General features: G+C 73.2%; 10 protein-coding genes. All 10 read left to right on the top strand.

The annotated features are described in order from the left end of the window. The first annotated feature begins 7 nt into the window (after positions 1–7). A complete protein-coding gene (tssM, locus tag AB3X10_RS22265) occupies positions 8–3499 on the top strand; it encodes a type VI secretion system membrane subunit TssM (protein ID WP_369981946.1) in 3492 nt (1163 codons plus the stop codon). Positions 3500–3513: 14 nt separating this feature from the next. Continuing rightward, entirely contained in the window at positions 3514–4086 is a 573-nt protein-coding gene (gene tagF / locus AB3X10_RS22260) for a type VI secretion system-associated protein TagF (RefSeq protein ID WP_369977641.1), read from the top strand. Further along, entirely contained in the window at positions 4086–4814 is a 729-nt protein-coding gene (locus AB3X10_RS22255) for a PP2C family protein-serine/threonine phosphatase (RefSeq protein ID WP_369977639.1), read from the top strand. Before tagF ends, AB3X10_RS22255 begins: the two co-directional genes overlap by 1 nt. Before the next feature lie 5 nt (positions 4815–4819). Continuing rightward, positions 4820–8461, top strand: coding sequence for a bifunctional serine/threonine-protein kinase/formylglycine-generating enzyme family protein (locus AB3X10_RS22250; RefSeq protein WP_369977637.1), 3642 nt, complete (start codon positions 4820–4822; stop codon positions 8459–8461). Continuing rightward, positions 8458–8928, top strand: a complete 471-nt coding sequence (locus AB3X10_RS22245; RefSeq protein ID WP_369977635.1) for a hypothetical protein — start codon at positions 8458–8460, stop codon at positions 8926–8928. The genes AB3X10_RS22250 and AB3X10_RS22245 overlap by 4 nt, the downstream gene beginning before the upstream one ends. Next, a complete protein-coding gene (locus AB3X10_RS22240) occupies positions 8925–10622 on the top strand; it encodes a ShlB/FhaC/HecB family hemolysin secretion/activation protein (protein WP_369981943.1) in 1698 nt (565 codons plus the stop codon). The genes AB3X10_RS22245 and AB3X10_RS22240 overlap by 4 nt, the downstream gene beginning before the upstream one ends. 11 nt (positions 10623–10633) lie before the next feature. Beyond that, on the top strand, positions 10634–18655 hold the full coding sequence (locus tag AB3X10_RS22235) for a filamentous hemagglutinin N-terminal domain-containing protein (protein ID WP_369977633.1): 8022 nt from the start codon (positions 10634–10636) through the stop codon (positions 18653–18655). 80 nt (positions 18656–18735) lie between these two features. Next, on the top strand, positions 18736–19785 hold the full coding sequence (gene tssA / locus AB3X10_RS22230; protein ID WP_369977631.1) for a type VI secretion system protein TssA: 1050 nt from the start codon (positions 18736–18738) through the stop codon (positions 19783–19785). 472 nt (positions 19786–20257) lie between these two features. Beyond that, complete coding sequence (locus AB3X10_RS22225) at positions 20258–21304, top strand: hypothetical protein (RefSeq protein WP_369977629.1); 1047 nt, start codon at positions 20258–20260, stop codon at positions 21302–21304. A 42-nt stretch (positions 21305–21346) separates the two neighbouring features. Next, on the top strand, positions 21347–21742 hold the full coding sequence (locus AB3X10_RS22220; RefSeq protein WP_369977627.1) for a hypothetical protein: 396 nt from the start codon (positions 21347–21349) through the stop codon (positions 21740–21742). Positions 21743–21801 lie beyond the last annotated feature (59 nt).

The raw sequence follows: 21801 nt of genomic DNA, 5'->3' as shown, positions 1-21801 counted from the left end.
CGTGACCATGGTCGGGCTGCTGCTGGCGGCGCTGCTGATCTGGCTGATCGGCCCCTATGTCGCCATCGCCGGGCACCAGCCGCTGGCCGGCGCGGTGCCGCGGTTGCTGCTGATCCTGCTGCTGGTCGGCGTGTGGGCCGGCTGGCTGCAGTGGCAGCAGCTGCGCGCGCGCCGGCAGAGCCGGCAGCTGGCCGCGGAGATGGCCACGCCGTCGGCCCTGGACGCGCTCGGCGACGACCGCCAGGCGCGCAGCGCCGACGAGCGCGACCAATTGCAGGCGCGCTTCCACGAGGCGGTGCAGATCCTGCGCAAGCGCCGCGGCGGCGGCGACCTGTACACGCTGCCGTGGTACGTGGTGATCGGTCCGCCCGGCTCGGGCAAGAGCACCTTGCTGCAGCATTCCGGGCTGCATTTCCCGCTCGCCGCGCGCTTCGGCCAGCAGGCGCTGCGCGGCATCGGCGGCACCCGCAACTGCGACTGGTGGTTCACCGACGAAGCGGTGTTCCTGGACACCGCCGGCCGCTACACCACGCAGGATTCCGACCGCCAGGTCGATGCCGGCGCGTGGATCGATTTCCTGCGCCTGCTGCGCCGCTACCGCCGCCGCCGCCCGCTCAACGGCGTGCTGGTGACGATGAGCATGTCCGACCTGCTGCTGCTCGACGACGCCGAGCGCGACCTGCACGTGCAGGCGATCCGGCGCCGCCTGGACGAGCTCAGCGAGCAGCTGAAGATGAGCGTGCCGGTGTACCTGGTGTTCACCAAGTGCGACCTGATCGGCGGCTTCGGCGAGTTCTTCGACGACCTCAACCCGGAGCAGCGCGCGCAGGTGTGGGGCGTGTCGTTCCCGCTGCCGCGCAGCCTCGACGGCACGGCCGCGCGCGGCTTCGCCGACGAGTACGCGCTGCTGCAGGAGCGGCTCAACGCGCGCCTGTTCGAGCGCATGCACGTGGAGCGCGACCGCGCCCGGCGCGCGGCGATCCTGTCGTTCCCGCAGCAGTTCGCCGCGCTCGGCGAAGCGGCGCGGCAGTTCGTCGAGGGCGTGTTCGCCGGCACCGCCTACGGCACCCCGCCGCTGCTGCGCGGCGTGTACCTGACCTCGGGCACCCAGGAAGGCACGCCGATCGACCGCATGATGGGTGCGGTGGCGCGCACCTTCGGCCTGGCCGAAGCCAGCGTGCAGGCGCCGGGCGCGCAGCGCCGCACCTTCTTCGTCGAACGCCTGCTCGGCCAGGTGCTGCTGCGCGAATCCGGCCTGGCCGGGCGCGCGCCGGCGCTGGAGCGGCGCCGCGCCTGGCTGCAGGTGGCCGGCTACGCCGGCATCGCCCTGCTCGGCGCGCTGCTGCTGGCCGGGCTCGGCGGCAGCTACCTGGGCAATCGCGCCTACCTGCAACAGGTGCGCGCGGCGCTGGAGGCGCGCCCGCACAGCCCGGATCCGGACAGCGCCGCGACCACGCCGCAGTATTTCGCGCTGGCGCTGCAGCAGCTGGAAGGCACGCGCGCGCTGGCGCAGGTGGCGCAGCAGTACCGCGACGGCGCGCCGTGGTCGATGCGCATGGGCCTGTACCAGGGCGATGCGGTCGGCGAGGAACTGCACGACGCCTACCTGCGCCAGCTCAACGGCACCCTGGTGCCGGGCGTGGCGCTGCGCCTGCGCCAGGGCATGGCCGAGAACGCCGGCGCGCCGCAGGCGCTGTACTACTACCTCAAGGGCTATCTGATGCTGGGCCAGCCGCAGCATCTGGACGCGCCGCAACTGACCGCGCTGAGCGCGATCGAATGGCGCAAGCTGTTCCCCGGCGACACGGTGCTGCAGCAGGCCCTGGCCGGCCACTTCCAGGCGCTGCTGGAGCAACCCGGGCGGCTGCGCGCGCTGTCGCTGGATCCGGCGCTGCTGGAGCAGGCGCGCAACACGCTGCGCTCGGCCGACCTGGCCACGCTGGTGTACGGCAACCTCAAGCTGTCGCGGCCACAGGCCGGCGCCGAACCGCTGCAACTGGACAAGGCGCTGGGCCTGCTCGGCAACGTGTTCCAGCGCAGCAGCGGCGCGCCGCTGTCCGAGCCGCTGCCGGCGCTGTACACGCAGCCGGTGTTCGCCGCGCTGGCCGCGCAGGGCATCGGCGAGGCGGTCGAACAGTTCGTGCGCGACGACTGGGTGTTCGGCCCGCGCCGCATCGATGCGCTGGGCAAGGCGCGGCTGGCGCAACAGGTGCGCGTGCTCTACGAACAGGACTACATCCGCTACTGGGACGGCCTGCTCGCCGACCTGCAGCTGCAGCCGGCCGCCGATTTGCAGCAGGCCAGCGCGATCGCGGCCAAGCTGGCCGGGCCGAGTTCGCCGCTGCGGCTGCTGCTCGGCGTGGTCCGCGACAACACCCAGCAATTGCTGCGCGCGCCGCCGCCCAAGCCCGGGCAGGATGCGGCGAGCGCGGCGGCGGGCAAGGCCGGCGCCAAACTGGCGGCCAGGCTGCCCGGCGGCAACGCGGCCATGGCCGCCGCGCTGGCCGCCAGCGGCGACGCCGGCGATGCCGGCGCCACGCCGCCGGGCGAGGCCATCGCCAGCCACTTCGCCGCGCTCAACGCGCTGGCCGCCGGCGCGCCCGGCGCCACCCCGCTGGACCATCTGCTCGGCGTGCTCGACCAGCTCAGCAAGACCCTGCTGACCATGACCGATCCGGCCACCGCCCCGGCGCAGCCCAACGCGCAATTGCTGCTGGCGCGACAGGAAGCGGCGCAACTGCCTGCGCCGCTGTCGAGTTGGTTGCAGGCCTTGACCGGCAGCAGCGCCGCGCTGATGACGCGCGGCGCGCAGACCGCGCTGGACGCGCAGGTGCAGCAGGCGGTGGGCGTGGTCTGCGCCGAATTCGTCAAGGGCCGCTATCCGTTCGATCCGGCCAGCGCGCAGGAGATCCCGCTGCAGAACTTCGGCGAGCTGTTCGGCGTCGGTGGCCGCTTCGATGCGCTGTACCGCGACGCGCTGCAGAAGCTGCTCGACACCAGCGGCCGCGACTGGCGCTGGAAGAGCGGCCCGGATGCGCTGGCCGGCGCGCCGGGGCTGCCGGCACAGCTGCAGCTGGCCGAACGCATCAAGCAGAAATACTTCCGCGGCGCGGCGCAGCCGGAGGTCGGCTTCACCGTGCTGGCGCCGATCCTGGATGCCGGCGTGGCGCGGCTGACCGTGGACATCGAAGGCCAGCGCTTCGACTACACCGCCGGCGGTGTGGACAGCATGCCGATGAAATGGCCCGGGCCCACCCCTGGCCACGTCAGCATCGCCGCCTTCGGCGCCGACGGCGCCGCGCTGGGCCGGCTCGATTACCAGGGCGACTGGGCGCTGTTCCGCGCCTTGCAGGCCGGCGACCTGCAGAACCCCTCGGACCTGCGCTTCGTCGCCCACTTCGACGTCGGGGGGCATGCGGTGCAACTGCCGCTGCGCGCCGGCAACCTGCGCCATCCCTTCCTCGACGCCGATGTGCGTCGTTTCGCGTGTGGGGGTTGAGGATGGCGCAGGCCATGCAGCCCGGCTTCTTCGGCAAGTTGCCGAGCGCCGGCGATTTCGTGCAGCGGCGCTTGCCGCCGGCGTTCGTCGAGCCATGGGACCGGCACTTCTCGCAGCTGATCGCCGGCGCGCGCGAACAGCTCGGCACGCAGTGGGCGCCGGCCTACCGCGGCAGCGGCCTGCACGCGTTCGTGCTCGGCAGCGGCCTGTGCGGCGGGGTGGCCTGGGCCGGCGTGCTGGGCCCGGGCGAGGACCGCGTCGGCCGCTGCTTCCCGCTGGCGATCGCGCTGCCGCTGGCGCAGGGCGCCGCGCCGGAGCGCAGCTGGTATGCGCGCGCGGCCACGCTGCTCGGCCAGGCGCTGGCCGATCGCGCGCTGGGCGTGGACGGGTTCGACGCGCAGGTGCAGGCGCTGGCGCCGGATCCGGACGCCACCGCCATTCCCAACGCGCCGCGCGCGCTGCCCGGGCAGGCGCTGTGGTGGAGCGGCGACGGCGTGGTGCAGCACAGCGTCGGCCTGCTGTCCGCGCACGACTACCTGGGCTGGCTGGCGCCGGCCGCCACCGCGCAGGCGGAGGCCACGCGCTGATGGCCGCGCTGCACTACCGCTCCGCCGGCCATACCGAAGTCGGCAAGGTGCGCCGCCACAACGAGGACGCGCTGCTGCTGCGCGACGACGCCGGGCTGTGGGTGGTCGCCGACGGCCTCGGCGGCCACGCCGCCGGCGACTACGCCAGCGGCCTGATCGTCGAGCGCCTGGCGGCGCTGCCGCGCGCGGCCGACGTGTGCGATTTCATCGAGGCGATCGAGGACGCGCTGGCGCAGATCAACACCGAGCTGCTGCACTGCGCCGCGCAGCGCCAGGTCGACATGATCGCCTCCACCGTGGTGCTGCTGGTCCACGACCCGGACTTCATGCTGTACGGCTGGGTCGGCGACAGCCGCGGCTACGGCCGCACCGACGGCCCGCTGCGCCAGCTCACCCGCGACCACGTGCACGGGGTCAAGGACGACGCCACCCAGTTCGCGCAGGCCGGCGCCAACGCCGAGCCGGCCGCCAACGCTGGCGTGCTGACCCGCGCGGTCGGCGCGCAGGAACCGCTGTTCGTGGACTGGGTGCTGGCGCCGAGCGCATCGGGCGCGCAGTTCCTGCTGTGCAGCGACGGCATCAACAAGGAAATCCCCGACCCGGAGCTGGACGCCGAGTGCCGCCGCCATGGCGAGCCGCAGGCGCTGCTGGCGCGGTTGTTCGAATTGGCGATGGGCCGGGCGGCGCGCGACAACGTCACCGCCGTCGTCGTCCGCCTGCAGGAGTGAAGGACGTGCATGAAGATACCGCTACCGTCGTCGAGCTGGTCGCCGCGATGCGCACCGGCGAGCTGGACCTGAAGGCCGTGCTCGACGCATTGGCCAGACGCAGCGCCGTGCCCGAGGCCGACTACCGGGCCGGGGTGGAAACGCTGTGGCAGCTGCGCCAGCAGCAGCTGCTCGACGACGCCACCGTGACCACCCTGGTGACCCGGCTCGACGCCTTGCGCGCAGACCCCGGCGCCGCGCCGGCGGCGGCGATCGACGACGACGCCACCGTGGTGATGCCGCGCCGCGCGCCACCGCCGGCGGCGGCCGTCGAGGACGACGCCACCCGCGTGCAGCCGGCGATGCCGTTGCCGCAGCCCGGCGCCGACCGCACCGGCGGCACCGGCACCGGCGGCGCGACCGGCACCGCGGGCACCGCCAGCCTGTCCAGCTGGCAGCGCCTGGCCGATGCCGCCGGCGGCGACTACGCCACCGTCGGCACGCTGCTGAAGGGACGCTTCTACCTGGAGCGCGAACTCGGCCGCGGCGGCATGGGCGTGGTCTACCTGGCGCGCGACGAACGCAAGGTCGAGGCGCGCGACCGCGACCCGTGGCTGGCGGTGAAGGTGCTCAGCGACGAGTTCCGCCGCCATCCCGATTCGCTGGTGGCGCTGCAGCGCGAGGCGCGGCGCTCGCAGAAGCTGGCCCACGACCACATCGTGCGCGTCTACGACTTCGACAAGGACCGCACCCTGGTCTTCATGACCATGGAGTACATCGACGGCTGCGACCTGAAGACGCTGATCCGCGAGCAGGCCTACAACGGCATGCCGCTGGCGCGCGCGCGGCCGCTGATCGACGGCATGGCGCGCGCGCTGGCGCGGGCGCATGCGGCCGGCGTGGTGCATTCGGATTTCAAGCCCGGCAACGTGATGGTCACCCGCGACGGCGTGGCCAAGGTGTTCGACTTCGGCATCGCCCGCGCCGGCAAGCACGCCGCCGACGTGGCCGGCGAGCAGACCGTGTTCGACGCGGCCACGCTCGGCGCGCTGACCCCGGCCTACGCCAGCCTGGAGATGATCCGCGGCCAGGAACCCACGCCCGCCGATGATATCTACGCGCTGGGCTGCGTGTGCTTCGAGCTGCTCACCGGCAAGCATCCGTTCGACAAGCTCAGCGCCGAAGTGGCCTTGCGCGACAAGCGCGTGCCGCCGCCGGTGCCGGGCCTGACCAAACGCCAGTACCAGACCCTGTGCGCGGCGGTGGCGTTCCCCGCCGCGCAGCGCCTGAGCAAGGTCGAGGCGCTGCTGGAAGGCCTGCGCGAGGTGCCGCTGCGCGAGCGCGCGCTGCCGTTGCTGGGCTACGGCACCGCGGCGCTGGTGCTGGCCGGGGCCGGCGGCTGGGGCGCCTCGCGCTATCTGCACCAGCGCCATCTGGAGCAGGTCACCGCGCGCTTCGGCGCCGCCGATCCGCAGCGCTACGTCGACGAGACCCAGGCCATGCAGGCGCTGGCCAGCCTCGACGACGACGACCGCCGGCGCCTGCTGGTGGACCGCGGCGACCTGATCCAGGATTTCCTGCTGCGCCGGCTGGACGCGCTGTGGAATCCGGCCAGCGGCCGCTACGACTACCGCGGCGCGCTGCAGGTGTTCGCGCTGCGCGACCGGCTGCGGCTGTACTCGCCGGCGCTGGATGCGCGCCGCGAGAGCATGGAGCGCGAGAAGAACGAACGCCTCAACGCGCTCGACACCGCGCTCAACGCGCAGATCGCCGCCGGCGCCATCTTCCGCGACCGCGCCGACAACGCGCTGGCCACGCTGGACCAGGTGCGGCGCATCGATCCGAACAGCGCGCTGCTGCGCCACCCGGAGCTGGAACTGCGCCTGGACGCGGCGATCCAGCAGTCCGCCGACGCGCAGCAGTGGGCGCAGGCGCGCAGCCGCCTGGAGCAGGCGCGCGCGGCGTTGCCCGATTCGCTGCGCCTGCAGTTGCGCGGCGCGCAGCTGCAACTGGCGCAGCACCAGGCCCGCCAGCCGGCGCCCGCGGCGCCGCACGACGCGGCGCAGGCGCGCAAGGCCTTGGCGGCGCTGTTCGCCGCGCCGTCCGTCGATCCGGACTGGCAGGACCGCGTCGATGCGGCGTTGGCCGCGCTGCCGGCGGCCGAGCGCGATGCGCAGGACGCCGCGCTGGCCGCGGCGATCGCCGCCGCGGTCGCGCCGCAGAGCGATCCGCTGCAGTTGCCGGGCGCGCAGGCGCTGGTCCAGTTCGGCCTGAGCCAGGTGCCGCAGGCGCCGCAGCTGCTGGCCCAGCGCGAGCGCCTGCAGACCCTGCAGCAACAGCTGCAGACCATGCTGGCGCGCGAAAGCGCCGACGCCGAGGTCGCCTCGCGGATCGAATCGATGCGCCGCGCCGCGGCCGCCAACGACCTGGACAAGGCGCGCCAGGCGCTGGCGCGCATCGGCAGCCTGCAACCGCAGCATCCGTTCCTGCAGAAAGAAGCGCCGCAGCTGCTGGCCGGGGTCTATCTGGGCAACGCCGCCGGCGCGTTCCGCCAGGGCCGCTACCGCCAGGCCGCCGACGTGCTCGGCCAGGGCGTCGCCGCACTCGGCGACCGCGCCGAACTGCGTGCCGCGCGGGCCCGCTACGACGTCGTCGCGGCAGTGATGGACGGCAGCGCGCAGGCCTTGCCCGCCGCCGCGCGGCAGCAACTCGGCCAGCGCCTGGACGCGCTGTACCGCAGCGACGCACAGGCGATGGCGCAGCTGGAGGCGGACCTGAAGGCGCGTGGACAACTGCCCGAAGGCACGCTGAGCGCGCGCCTGCAGCGCCAGGCGGGCAGCGATGCGCCGAATTCCGACGCGCTGGCGCCGACGCCGGCCGCGGCGGCCGAGCCGGTCGACATGGATGGCGCGCGCAAGCCGGGCCGTGGCAAGCCCGCGGCCAAGCCGGCGGCGACGGTGGCGCCGGCCGCCGCCGCGCACGCCCCGGCCGCCGGCGCGGCCAGCGACGAGGAACCGCTGCCGCCGGTGCCGACCGGTCCGGATCCCTGCGCCGCGGCCGCCCCCGGGCGCGGCAAGGCCTGCTTCGACACGCTCGGCGCGCAGCGCGGGCCGATGCTGGTGGTGGTGCCCGGCATGGCCGGCGGCAAGCCCTACGCGCTGTCGCGCGCGGAAGTGGCGGTGGCCGATTTCAACCTGTTCTGCCAGGCCACCGGCAAGTGCACCGCGCAACCGGCCGGGGACGCCGAACTGGCGCGCGCGCCGGTGCGCAACATCAGCCTGACCCAGGCCCGCGCCTACCTGCGCTGGCTGACCATCGCCAGCGGCGGCTGGCGCTACCGCCTGCCCACCGACGCCGAATGGCAGCACGCCGCGCAGGCCGGCGGCGACTGGCGCCAGGCCGAGGACAGCAACTGCGTGCCGCCCACCGCCAGCGCCGGCGACGCCACCCGCGCACCGCTGCCGCCGCGCGGCCGCGAGCCCAATCCGTGGGGGCTGGTCAATGTCACCGGCAACGTCTGGGAATGGGTTTCCAGCGGTGCCGGGGTGCAGGCGCGCGGCGGCAGTTTCGCCAGCTACTGGGCCGACTGCACGGTGCAGGCGCGGCGCGCCGACAACGGCTCGGCGCAGCCGGACGTGGGCCTGCGCGTGCTGCGGGAACTGCCATGAACGAGGCCCAGCAACTGGCCAACGCGCACCTGCACGCGCTCGCCGAGGCCTACCAGCACGGCCGCATCGGCCGCGACGAATACCGCGCGCGCCGGCGCAACGTGCTGGCCTCCGCGCGCGATGCCGGGCAGGGCGTCACCCATCGCAATGCGCTGCGGCCGACGGTCGTTGCCGCCGCCGTGCCGGCCCCTGCACGCGCCGCGCACGAACCGCTGCGCGCGCTGTTCGCCGACGTGCAGGCGCGCCGCCGTCGGCGCTGGCTGGCGCTGTTTATTTTTGTGACGCTGCTCGCATTCCTGCTGCTATTCTTCGCCGGCGCACTGCCCGCATTCGCTGGGCGGACGCAAGCGACGGCCGATCCCGGCCCGCGCGCGCATCGCCTCGCCGATGCCGCCGTACCCGGGACGCAGTGGGGCGAGGCCGGCGCGCGACAGGGAATCGTTCCAGGGGAAATCGCATGCGTATGACGTGTCTGGCCGCGGCCGTGTCCGCGTGGTTCGCCGCCGTTCCGGCGTGGGCGCAACTGCCGCCTGCCGCCGCCGAGACCGGCACCGCGGCCAGCGGCGCCACCGCCACGCTGCCGCCGCTGAAGGACCGCGACGACGACGCGGTGACGTTGCAGGTTCGCGGCTTCCGCGTGCGCGATGTCGGCGAACACGCCAAGGCCGGCATCACCCCGGCCAGCGTGCAGGCGCTGGCCGATGCGCAGTTCCAGGCCCTGGCGCAGGGCCAGCCGGTGGTGGCGCTGCGCTTCGAGCAACTGCAGGCGGTGGCCGACGCCATCACCCGCGCCTACCGCCTGTCCGGCTTCATCGTCAGCACCGCCTACCTGCCGGCGCAGACCCCGGGACCGGAGCAGATCGTGGAGATCCGCGTGCTCGAGGGCCGCGTCGGCCAGGTCGAGGTCAAGGGCGCCGCGCGCTACCGTCCCGGCACCCTGGCCGCACCGCTGCAGGCGCTGCAGGGGCGGGCGCTGCGCAAGCAGGACGTGGACAGCGCGCTGCTGTACGTGCGCGACCTGCCGGGCGTGTCGGTGTCCTCGGTGCTGCAGCCGGGCCAGCGCGAAGGCGAGACCGACGTGCTGCTGGTCGCCAGCGAGGCGCCGCGTCCGTACTCCATCAGCCTGGGCGGCAACAACTACGGCACCGAGCTGACCGGCCGCTACCGCGCCCAGCTCGGCCTGGCCTGGAACAGCCCGCTCGGCCTGGGCGATGTGCTTGCCGCCAACTACGCCTATTCGCTGGACCCGCGGCAGAGCCGGATCGGCGCGCTGTCCTACGCGCTGCCGGTGCCGGCGCTGCCCGGATTCGGCGCCGTGATCGGCGCCAGCCGCAGCGAGCTGGAAGTGCGCAACGGCGTGTTCGCCACGCTCGGCCTGCAGGGCCCGACCTCGGTGGTCTACCTCGGCAGCGACTGGAAATTCGTCAACCGCGAGAACCTGCAGTGGCAGGCCTCGGCGCGCTACCTGCGCGAGCAGTCGCGGCTCAGCGCCGCCGGCGTGCAGCTGTCCGACCAGAAGTTCGACGTGGTCGAACTGAGCACGGCGCTGCGCCGCACCGACCTGCGCTGGCGCGGCATCGACCTGCTGCAGCTGAGCCTGCGCCAGTCGCTGAAGGACCGCTCGGCCACGCCGGACCTGGTCAGCCCCGAGCACGACAGCCACTTCAGCATCGCGCGGCTGAGCTATACGCGCATGCAGTACCTCAGCCGCACCCAGCGCCTGTACCTCAAGCTCAACGGCCATTACAGCGACGACGCGCTGACCCCGATGGAGCAGTTCGCGGTCGGCGGGCCGGACAGCGTGCGTGCCTACCCGGTGTCCGATGCGCTCGGCGACCGCGGCTACTACGCCGCGCTGGAGTACCACGTCGATGCGCCGGGTTTCGCCGACGCCGCCTCGCCGTTCAACGGCCGGCCATGGCGCGAGGTGCTGGAGCTGGACGTGTTCGCCGACCATGCGCGGGTCTATCCGGCCGGCGGCAACCGCGCCACCACCGCGGCGGTGAGCACGTTCGACGGCGTCGGTGCCGGCGTCACCGTGCGCGTGCCGCAATTCAAGAACTTCGAACTGCGGCTCAGCGCCGCCAGGCCGACCGGCGGGCGCGATGCGTCCGACGGACGCGACGTGCGTTTCTATTCGCGTTTCGGTTTCACCTTTTGAGGAATCCGTCCATGTCCGCCATCGCCCAGGCTTCGATCGCCACCCGTGCCGCGCGCCGCTGCGCGTTGCGCCATTCGCCGCTCGCACTGGCCCTGGCGGTCGCGCTCGGCGCCGCGGCGCCCGGCACCGCGGCGGCGCAGGTGGCGAGCACCCAGCTGCCGACCGGCGGCAGCATCGCCGGCGGCACCGGCACCATCAACGCGGCCAGCGGCGCGAGCCTGACCATCGACCAGACTTCCAGCCGCATGGCGCTGAACTGGTCCACGTTCGACATCGGCTCGGCGGCCACGGTGACGTTCAACCAGCCGTCCAGCAGCGCCGCGGTGCTCAACCTGGTGCAGGGCGGCAATCCCACGCAGATCTTCGGCAACCTCAACGCCAACGGCCAGGTGTTCCTGATCAACACCAACGGGATCATCTTCGGCAGCACCGCGCAGTTCAATGTCGGCGGGCTGGTGGCCAGCACCCTGGGCACCACCGCCTCCAACTTCATGAGCGGCAACGACGTGCTCGATGCCGGCGGCAACACGGTCGCGCTGATGTCCAACAGCGGCACCATCAACGCCGCCGCCGGCGCGGTCGACCTGATCGGCGGCAAGGTGGTCAACAGCGGCACCATCACCGCCAGCGCCGGCAACATCAACCTGGTCGGCGCCGACAAGGTCACCCTCACCTTCGAAAGCGGCGGCTTCGGCGTCGTCGTCGACAAGGCGCTGCAACTGCAGCTGGACACGCTGGCGGTGGACAACAGCGGCAGCCTGAGCGCGCCCGGCGGCATCATCACCCTGCAGGCGCGCGCCGCGCAGGGCCTGTTCGACCAGTTGATCAACAACAGCGGCACCATCACCGCCGCCGCCCTCAGCAGCGGCAGCGACGGCAGCGTGTCGCTGGTCGCCAACGGCGCCGGCCAGACCGGCATCGGCGGCAGCGGCAGCATCGACGTGGGCAGCGGCGCGATCAGCATCAGCACCGACCGCAGCGTGCAACAGAGCGGCACCTACACCGCCGGCACCCTGGGCGGCAGCATCGGCGGCAACGCCAGCTTCAGCGGCAGCAACCGCATCGCCGCACTCGGCACGCTGGACGTGAGCGGCAACCTGAGCCTGTCCAATGCCATCGACCTGGTGCAGTCCGGCGCGCTGACCGTCGGCGGCAGCAGCAGCTTCTCGCTGGGCAGCCATGCGCTCACGCTGGACAACGCCGGCAACGACTTCGGGCAGGCGGTCAGCTTGAGCAGCGGCAGCACCACGATCGTCGACAGCGGCGCGCTGACCCTCGGCACGCTGGCCACCGGCAATCTCGTCGCGACCAGCACCGGCGCACTCAATGTGGGCAGCGGCACGGTGACCGGCACCCTGGCCGCGACCAGCAACGGCGGCGCGATCAGCCAGTCGACCAGCAACCCGCTCACCGTCACCGGCACCAGCACCCTCAACGCCGGCAGCGGCGCGATCACGCTGCAGCAATCCGCCAACGATTTCGGCGGCGCCGTATCGCTGACCGGCAGCGGGATCGCCCTGGCCGACGCCAACAACCTGACCATCGCCGCGTTGACCCTGGGCAGCAACAGCGCACTGTCGCTGTCCGCGGCCGGCACCCTGACCTTGCCGGGCAGCGCGATCAACACCGGCAGCGCCAACCTGAGCCTGCACAGCGGCAACGTCCTGGCCACCGCCGCGGCGCTGTCCGGCACTAACGTGAGCCTGAGCGGCGACGCCGGCATCGCCCTGGCGCACGACGTCACCGCGACCGGCACGCTGGCGCTGAGCGCCGTCAACAGCGCGATCGTGCAGAGCGCCGGAGCAATGACGGTGACCGGCACCAGCAGCGTCAACGCCGGCAGCGGCACGATCGCCCTGAACGGCGCCGGCAACCACTTCGGCCAGGCGGTCAGCCTGACCGGCGGCAGCACCGCGATCACCGACAGCGGCGCGCTGACCCTCGGCACGCTGGCGACCGGCAACCTGACCGCGACCAGCACCGGCGCACTCAACCTGGGCCGCGGCACGGTGACCGGCACGTTGTCGGCGACCAGCAACGGCGGTGCGATCACCCAGTCCGCCAGCAACCCGCTCACCGTCACCGGCACCAGCACCCTCAATGCCGGCACCGGCGCCATCACCCTGACCACCAGCGGCAACGACTTCGGCCAGGCGGTCAGCCTGACCGGCGGCAGCACCGCGATCACCGACAGCGGCGCGCTGACCCTGGGCACGCTGGCGACCGGCAACCTCACCGCGACCAGCACCGGCGCACTCAACCTGGGCCGCGGCACCGTGACCGGCGCGTTGTCGGCGACCAGCAACGGCGGCGCGATCACCCAATCCACCAGCAACCCGCTCACCGTCACCGGTACCAGCGTGTTCAATGCCGGCACCGGCGCCATCACCCTGACCACCGCCGGCAACGACTTCGGCCAGGCAGTGAGCCTGACGGGCGGCACCACCGCGATCACCGACAGCGGCGCACTGACCCTGGGCACGCTGGCCACCGGCAACCTCACCGCGACCAGCAGCGGCGCCTTGAACCTGGGCCGCGGCAGCGTGACCGGCACGCTGGCCGCGACCAGCAATGGCGGTGCGATCACCCAATCCACCAGCAGCCCGCTCACCGTCACCGGCACCAGCACCCTCAATGCCGGCACCGGCGCCATCACCCTGACCACCAGCGGCAACGACTTCGGCCAGGCGGTCAGCCTGACCGGCGGCACCACCGCGATCACCGACAGCGGCGCACTGACCCTGGGCACGCTGGCCACCGGCAACCTCACCGCGACCAGCAGCGGCGCCTTGAACCTGGGCGGCGGCAGCGTGAACGGCGCGCTGGATGCGACCAGCAACGGCGGCGCGATCGGACAAAGCAATGCGCTGACGGTCACCGGCCTGACCGACATCGATGCCGGCACCGGCGCGATCGCACTGGGCAACGCCGGCAACGATTTCCAGGCGACGGTGACGCTGACCGGTGGCACCACGACGATCACCGACAGCGGCGCGCTGAGCCTCGGCACGCTGGCCACCGGCAATCTCACCGCGACCAGCAGCGGCGCCTTGAACCTCGGCCGCGGCACGGTGACCGGCGCGTTGTCGGCGACCAGCAACGGCGGCGCGATTACCCAGTCCAGCAGCAACCCGCTCACCGTCACCGGCAGCAGCACCCTCAACGCCGGTACCGGCGCGATCACGCTGGAAGACGCCGCCAACGATTTCGGCGGCGCCGTGTCGCTGACCGGCAGCGGGATCGCCCTGGCCGACACCAACAACCTGACCATCGCCGCGTTGACCCTTGGCAGCAACAGCGCACTGTCGCTGTCCGCGGCCGGCACGCTGACCTTGCCGGGCAGCGCGATCAACACCGGCAGCGCCAACCTGCGCCTGCACAGCGGCAACGCCCTGGCCACCGCAGCGGCGCTGTCCGGCACCAACGTCAACCTGAGCGGCGACGACGGCATCGCCCTGGCGCACGACGTCACCGCGACCGGCACCCTGGCGCTGACCACCGTCAACAGCGCGATCGCGCAGAGTGCCGGCGCACTCGCCGTCTCCGGTACCAGCAGCGTCGATGCCGGCAGCGGCGCGATCTCCTTGAGCGGCGCCGGCAACCACTTCGGCCAGGCAGTCAACCTGACCGGCGGCACCACCGCGATCACCGACAGCGGTGCGCTGACCCTGGGGACGTTGACCACCGGCAACCTCACCGCGACCAGCACCGGCGCACTCAACCTGGGCCGCGGCACCGTGACCGGCGCGTTGTCGGCAACCAGCAACGGCGGCGCGATCACCCAATCCACCAGCAGCCCGCTCACCGTCACCGGCACCAGCGTGTTCAATGCCGGCACCGGCGCCATCACCCTGACCACCAGCGGCAACGACTTCGGCCAGGCGGTCAGCCTGACCGGCGGCACCACCGCGATCACCGACAGCGGCGCACTGACCCTGGGCACGCTGGCCACCGGCAACCTCACCGCGACCAGCAGCGGCGCCTTGAACCTGGGCGGCGGCAGCGTGAACGGCGCGCTGGATGCGACCAGCAACGGCGGCGCGATCGGACAAAGCAATGCGCTGACGGTCACCGGCCTGACCGATATCGATGCCGGCACCGGCGCGATCGCACTGGGCAACGCCGGCAACGATTTCCAGGCGACGGTGACGCTGACCGGTGGCACCACGACGATCACCGACAGCGGCGCGCTGAGCCTCGGCACGCTGGCCACCGGCAATCTCACCGCGACCAGCAGCGGCGCCTTGAACCTCGGCCGCGGCACGGTGACCGGCGCGTTGTCGGCGACCAGCAACGGCGGCGCGATCACCCAGTCCAGCAGCAACCCGCTCACCGTCACCGGCAGCAGCGTGTTCAATGCCGGCACCGGTGCCATCACCCTGACCACCGCGGGCAACGACTTCGGCCAGGCGGTCAGCCTGAGCGGCGGCACCACCGCGATCGCCGACAGCGGCGCATTGACCCTGGGCACGCTGGCCACCGGCAACCTCACCGCGACCAGCACCGGCGCACTCGATCTCGGAAGCGGCACGGTGACCGGCACGCTGGCGGCGACCAGCAACGGCGGCGCGATCACCCAATCCACCAGCAGCCCGCTCACCGTCACCGGCACCAGCACCCTCGATGCCGGCACCGGGTCGATCGCCTTGACCACCGGCGGCAACGACTTCGGCCAGGCGGTCAGCGCCAGCGGCCACGGCATCGCCCTGGCCGATGCCAACGACCTGACCATCGCCGCGCTGGCCCTGGGCAGCAACAGCGCGCTGTCGCTGAGCGCGGCCGGCACCCTGACCCTGCCGAGCAGCGCGATCGCCACCGGCAGCGCCGACCTGAGCCTGCACAGCGGCAACGCCCTGACCACGGTAGCGGCGCTGTCCGGCCACAACCTCAGCCTGAGCGGCGACGATGGCATCACCCTGGCGCACGACGTCGCCGCGACCGGCACGCTGGCGCTGACCGCCGCCGACAGCACGATCGCCCAGACCGGTGGGACGCTCACCGTCGCCGGCACCAGCACGCTCGATGCCGGCACCGGCGCGATCGCCCTGACCGCCAGCGGCAACGACTTCGGCCAGGCGGTCAGCGCCAGCGGCCGCGGCATCGCCCTGGCCGACGCCAACGACCTGAGCATCGGCGCGCTGGCCCTGGGCAGCAACAGCGCGTTGTCGTTGAGCGCAGGCGGCACGCTGGTGCTGCCGGCCACGGCGATCGACACCGGCAGCGCCGACCTGACCCTGCGCAGCGGCGGCGTGCTGACCACCGCGGCGGCCTTGGCCGGGACCCGGCTGGACCTGAGCGGCGCCGGCGGCATCGTCCTCGCTGCCGACGTCACCGCCCGCGACACGCTGCGGCTGCAGACCACGAATGTCGGCATCTCGCAGTCCGCCGGCAGCGCCCTCACCGTCGCCGGCACCAGCAGCATCGACGCCGGCAGCGGATCGATCGCGCTCGCCAACGCCGGCAACGACTTCGTCGGCGCGGTCGATCTCAGCGGCAGCGGCATCCAGCTCGCCGACCGCAACGACCTGAGCATCGCCTCGCTGCACAACGGCAACAACGCCGCGCTGTCGCTGCTCGCCGACGGTTCGCTCGACCTGCCGAGCGGTGCGATCGCCACCGGCAGCAGCGACCTGAGCCTGGTCGCCCGCCACGGCAGCCTGCGCCTGGGCGGCGCGCTGAGCGGCCACAACCTGACCCTGAGCGGCGGCAGCGGCCTGAGCCTGGCCGACGACGTCGCCGCGACCGGCACGCTGCTGCTGAGCACGGACAACGCGGCCATCGTGCAGTCGGCCGGCGCGTTGACGGTCGGCGGCAGCACCAGCCTGGCGACCGGCAGCGGCGGCATCGTCCTGAGCGGCACCGGCAACCATTTCGCCGGCACGGTGGACATCGCCGGCGGCGCGGTGCAGTTGCACGACAGCGGTGCGCTGACCCTGGGCACGCTGTCGGTCGACAGCCTGGCGGTGAGCAGCGGCGGCGCGCTGAACCTCGGCAGCGGCAGCGTACGCGGCGCCCTGCAGGCCGACAGCGGCAATGCCGCGATCGGCCAGAGCGGCGCGCTCGACATCGGCGGTGCCACACGCCTGATCGCCGGCAGCGGCGCGATCACGCTGGACCAGGCCAACCGCTTCGCCGGCACCCTGGCGTTCGACGGCGGCGCCGTCCGCATCGACGCGCTCGGCGCGCTGACCCTGGGCGCCTCCAACGCCACCGCGCTGCAGCTCGCCACCACCGGCGCGCTGAGCCAGAACGGCGCATTGACCGTGACCGGCGATACCGCGATCGCCACCGGCAGCGGCGCGATCGCGCTCGACGCCGCCGGCAACGATTTCCAGGGCCTGCTCGCGCTCAGCGGCGCCGCCGCGCGCATCCGCGACGCCAATGCGCTGTCCCTGGGCACGCTGTCCCTGGGATCGCTCGACGTCGCCAGCCAGGGCGCGCTGACCCTGGGCCAGGGCAGCATCGCCGGCGACCTGGTCGCCGCCAGCGGCGGCGGCGCGGTGACCCAGCGCGCTGCATTGCAGGTGGCCGGCAGCACCACGATCGACAGCGGCGCCGGCGCGATCGCGCTGGACGCGGCCGGCAACGACTTCCAGGGCGAAGTGAACCTCGCCGGCGGCGCCGTCACCCTGCGCGACCGCAACGCCCTGGCGCTGGGCAGCGTGGCGGTCGCGGCACTGAACGTGACCAGCGGCGGCGCCCTGTCGCTGGGCCAGGGCAGCATCGGCGGCGACCTGGTCGCGCGCAGCGACGCCGCCGGCGCCAGCGCGTCCGCCATCGTCGCCGCCAGCGCCGCCACGCCGGCGGCGAGCGGTGGCGGCATCGGCCAGCGCGGCGCGCTGACCGTCGCCGGCGCCACCACCCTGGATGCCTGCAGCGGCGCGATCGCGCTGACCGATGCCGGCAACGATTTCCAGGGCACAGTGCAGGCAAGCGGCGGCGACATCGCCATCGCCGATCGCAACGATTTGACGGTGGCGGCGCAGGCCAGCGGCACGCTGGCGCTGAGCGCGGCCGGCGCGCTGCGCACGGCCGGCACGCTGAGCGGCAGCAGCATCGGCTTGAGCGCCGGCGGCGACCTGGCCCTGGGCCACGACGTGAGCAGCAGCGGCGCGCTGCAGTTGCGCAGCGGCGGCGCGATCGCGCAGACCGCCGGCACGTTGCGTGCCGCCTCGCTGAGCGGCAGCTCCGGCGGCGCCACCAGCCTGGCCGGCGACAATGCGATCGCCGCACTCGGCGCGTTCAGCGCGACCCAGCTGAGCCTGCGCACGCTGGGCGACCTGAGCGTGACCGGTCCGGTCGCGGTCGCCGGCGCGCTGCGCCTGGACGCGGGCGGCGATCTGGCGATCGGCGGCGCGCTCGGCGGGCAGGGCGTGTGGCTGGAGGCCGGCGGCGACCTGAGCGAAACCGGCGGCGGCCGCATCAGCGCGAACACGTTGAGCGGCAAGGTCGGCGGCAGCACCCGGCTGGGCGCCGCCGGTGCGGCGATCGACAACCGCATCGGCACCCTCGGCGATTTTTCCTCGCCCGGCGGCTTCAGCCTGACCAATGGCCAGAGCCTGACCCTGTCCGCGCTCGACGGCAGCGCCTACACCGTCGACGCCGGCACCTCGGCGCTGTACCTGGCGGTGCTCGGCGACCTGCTGCAGACCGACACCGCCTGGCTGTACGACGGCGCCGGCACGTTCTCGGCCAGCGGCCGCATCGGCACCGCCGCCAACCCGATCTACGTGCTGGGCGTGAGCAACCAGACCGTGGCGGCGATCGGCCAGCCGCCGGCGTACTTCTATGCGGTCGCCGCCGACGGCAGCCTGCTCGGCGTGGTCGGCGAGTCGGGCATCAACGTGCCGACCTCGGTGTTCGCCAGCCGCGCGCAGAGTTCCAGCAACCGCACCATCGCCTACGTCGACCTGAGCGCGGCCAACGCCAACTACCGCGCGTTCGGCCTGGTCAAGCCGGGCCTGCGCCTGCCGGCCGACCAGCAGCCGGCCTGCGATGCGGACGATCCGGATGCGCAGTGCACGCAGGAGTGAGCGCACCGCGCCACCGTCCCGTTTCCCTGCCGGCGTGCGCCATCGCCACGCCGGCCGATCCCGACCCGGAGTGAATGCGCATGACCACCGAACAGACCCTCGACGCACTGCTGGCGCCGATCGCCGACGATGCCGCCTCCGGTCCCGACCTGGAATACGACCCCGAGTTCCTGGCGCTGGACCGTGCCGCGGCGAACAAGGCCGAGCGCGCGGTCGGCGACAGCGTCATCGCCGCCGAGGAGCCGGATTGGGACAAGGTGCAGACCCTGGCGCTGGCGCTGTTCCGCCGCAGCCACGACCTGCGCGTGGCGATCCACCTGAGCGCGGCCTGGCTGCGCCTGCGCGGCCTGCCCGGCTGGGCCGACGGCCTGGCCCTGGTGCACGCGCTGCTGGCGCAGCGCTGGGACAGCGTGCATCCGCAGCTGGACGCCGAGGACGACGACGACCCGACCGCGCGGGTCAACGCCGTGGTCGCGCTGGGCGATCCGCTGGGCCTGCTCGGCGCGCTGCGCAGCACCGCCTTCGTGCAGTCGCCGCGGCTGGGCCGCTTCAGCCTGCGCGACCTGCGCGTGGCCAACGGCAGCGTGAAACCGGCCAACGCCGGCGACAGCGTGCCGTCGCTGACCGAGATCGAGGCCTGCTGCCTGGATTGCCCGCTGGAAGCGCTGGGCGAGACCGTGGCCGCGGTGCAGCGCGCGCAGCAGCTGGCGCGCGAGCTGGACGCGCTGTTCGCCGAGCGCATCGGCAGCGCCGCGCCGGACCTCAAGCCGCTGCTCGGCGACCTGCGCGACCTGGAACGCTTCCTGCTGCCGCAATGGACCGCGCGCAACGGCGGCGCAGCCGAGGGCGACGCGGCGGGCGAGGAGCAGGCCGACGGGCAGGGCGGCGCGGCCGCGCCCGCCGCTGCCGGCGGCAATGCGCGCATCGCCAGCCCCGACGACGTGATGCGCCGGCTCGACGAGATCTGCGCCTACTACGCCAGCCACGAACCCTCCAGCCCGGTGCCGCTGCTGCTGCGCCGGGCGCAGCGCCTGGTCGGGCGCAACTTCCTGGACCTGCTCAAGGAACTGGCCCCGGGCGGGGTCAGCGAACTGCAGCACGTGGCCGGCGTTCGCGACGAGGACGCGTAGCCGCGGCATCGCGGCGCCACGCCCGTGCACGGCGCGCGGGTGTTCGCGCCGTTGCACGGCGGCGTCTAGGGCAGATTAAGTAGAGGCTCGCGTCCCGCATCGCGTGCGCCGCTCGGCTGCAAGGCAAGGCGCGTAACCGGGTTGCATCACGCGCACGCACGCGGGTGCGCCGCTCTCCTCCGCGAACGAACGGATCCCATCGCAAGGGCGGCGCCTGCCGCCCGCTGCGTGCCGTCGCGTGCGCATTCGCCACGCGCATGCCGCCGCCGGCCCACGGCGCGCGCCGATCCCTCGGCCCCGCGGCAGCACGGAATCAGGTTTGCACCGATGGTCCGGCCTGCGGCTTGCGCCGACGCTGGCTGCCAAGGACGCCACGCGCCGCCGGTGCACTGCCAGCCGCGCACGCGTCCAGCCACCGCGCCGCCGTCGCATCGTGCGACCGGCGCCCGCCACCGGACCGAGGAGTCGCAGCATGGGCATCGTCAGCGAATGGGAACTCAAGGCGCGCCTGCAGCCGCGCAGCGCCGAACTGAAACGCGTGGACATCGCCGTGCTGGCCTGGGCGAAGCAGGGCAACGGGGCGAACGGGGCCAACGTGAACGCGGTGCGCATCCAGTTCGACGCGTGGAAGTCCGCGCAGGCCGCCGAATACGCCAGGTTGCGGCCGGCGGCCGACGAACTGAATGCCGAGGTGGTCCGCCAATCGGCGGTGCCGGCCGCGGCGCCGGCCGGAGGCGCGGCCCCGACCCAGGTGCTGCCGGTCGGCTGGCGGCTGGTCGCCTACGATCCGGCGCTGCATGGCGGCGCGTTGTTGCCGGTGGCGCAACGCGTGGCGGCGCTGACCACCGCGGAAATCGCGCGCGTCAACGAGGCGGTGCGGCGCGCCCGCGCGGCGGTGACGCTGGCCCGCGATGCGGTGCTCGAGGCGGCCAGGCTCAAGCGCTTCGCCGCCGCCCCGGTGCCGCCGCCGGAGCGCGCCTGTCTGGACTTCTTCGGCGCCTACGACGCCGCGCGCCTGCAGAAGCTGGTCGAGAATTTCCGCGCGCTGGTGCTGGCGTTCGATGGCACGCCGGACTTCATCGACGTGCGCAACCGCGTGCAATGGGCCGACACCTACGGCGGCTGCGTGCGCCGCAACCTGGTGGCCAAGAGCGCCAAGGGCGAACTGTCGCTGAGCGGGAAGGTGGAGATGCTGATGGGGCGCGCCTTCCTCGGCGGCGGCAACTACGAGAAGAGCACCGACGACACCATCGCCACCCTGGCGCACGAGTTCGCGCACGGCGCATTGAACGCGGTGGACGTGCCGGACCTCGACGCGGCAGGCGCCTTCCAGTGCGCGCGGGTCAGCGACGATCCGGCGCATGCCGATTTCGGCAACTCGAGGGAGCCGTTCGCCCACCAGAGCAGCACCGAGGCGATGGACAAGGTCCTGGCGCAGTTCCATCCCGCCTATGCGCTGGTCAATGCGGACAACTACGGGCAGTTCACCAAGCGCGTGCTGATCGCCGCGCGCGGCTGAGCCGTCCCCATTCCCCCCACACAACCTGCAAGGAGATCGCGCATGACCATCAACACCGAAGGCTATTACGTCGCCAACGGCAAATGGAAATCCGGTGCCACCGGCTCGGTCAGCGGCCAGGGCAAGCAGCAGCATTCGGAGATCGGCGTCTACAACGCGCTCGGGGCGAAGGCGGCGGCCGGGCCGTTCCTGATCGTGCAGGACGCGTTTCCCTGCGCGGTCTGCGATGCGGCGTTCACCAAGCAGCGGCTGCCGTTGCTGGTCAAGGTCACCGCGAACAATGGCGCCTATTCGGCCGACCATGGCCTGGGCCAGAACCCGGCGGCGACCATCTATCCGTACTACCTGTGGTACCGCAACGGGGTCAAGACGGCCGGTACCGCCGCGGCTCCGGCCGGCTTCCCGGCGATCCCGGCCTTCGCCGCGATCACGCTGTAGGCAACCGCGGCGCGCGGCAGCGGCGCCTGCTTTCCATCCTGCAGGCCAGGAAGCGCTGC

Origin of the sequence: Xanthomonas sp. DAR 80977 (assembly GCF_041240605.1) — a bacterium.
GTDB lineage: Bacteria > Pseudomonadota > Gammaproteobacteria > Xanthomonadales > Xanthomonadaceae > Xanthomonas_A > Xanthomonas_A bundabergensis.
The sequence above is the reverse complement of the archived record's forward strand: the minus strand, read 5'-3'. Positions and strand labels throughout refer to the sequence as shown.

Excerpts from the sequence above, each read along its gene's own strand:
- tssM (WP_369981946.1), top strand. The coding sequence starts at position 8 with ATGGTCGGGCTGCTGCTGGCGGCGCTGCTGATCTGGCTGATCGGCCCC.
- tagF (WP_369977641.1), top strand. The coding sequence starts at position 3,514 with ATGCAGCCCGGCTTCTTCGGCAAGTTGCCGAGCGCCGGCGATTTCGTG.
- AB3X10_RS22255 (WP_369977639.1), top strand. The coding sequence starts at position 4,086 with ATGGCCGCGCTGCACTACCGCTCCGCCGGCCATACCGAAGTCGGCAAG.
- AB3X10_RS22245 (WP_369977635.1), top strand. The coding sequence starts at position 8,458 with ATGAACGAGGCCCAGCAACTGGCCAACGCGCACCTGCACGCGCTCGCC.
- AB3X10_RS22240 (WP_369981943.1), top strand. The coding sequence starts at position 8,925 with ATGACGTGTCTGGCCGCGGCCGTGTCCGCGTGGTTCGCCGCCGTTCCG.
- AB3X10_RS22235 (WP_369977633.1), top strand. The coding sequence starts at position 10,634 with ATGTCCGCCATCGCCCAGGCTTCGATCGCCACCCGTGCCGCGCGCCGC.
- tssA (WP_369977631.1), top strand. The coding sequence starts at position 18,736 with ATGACCACCGAACAGACCCTCGACGCACTGCTGGCGCCGATCGCCGAC.
- AB3X10_RS22225 (WP_369977629.1), top strand. The coding sequence starts at position 20,258 with ATGGGCATCGTCAGCGAATGGGAACTCAAGGCGCGCCTGCAGCCGCGC.
- AB3X10_RS22220 (WP_369977627.1), top strand. The coding sequence starts at position 21,347 with ATGACCATCAACACCGAAGGCTATTACGTCGCCAACGGCAAATGGAAA.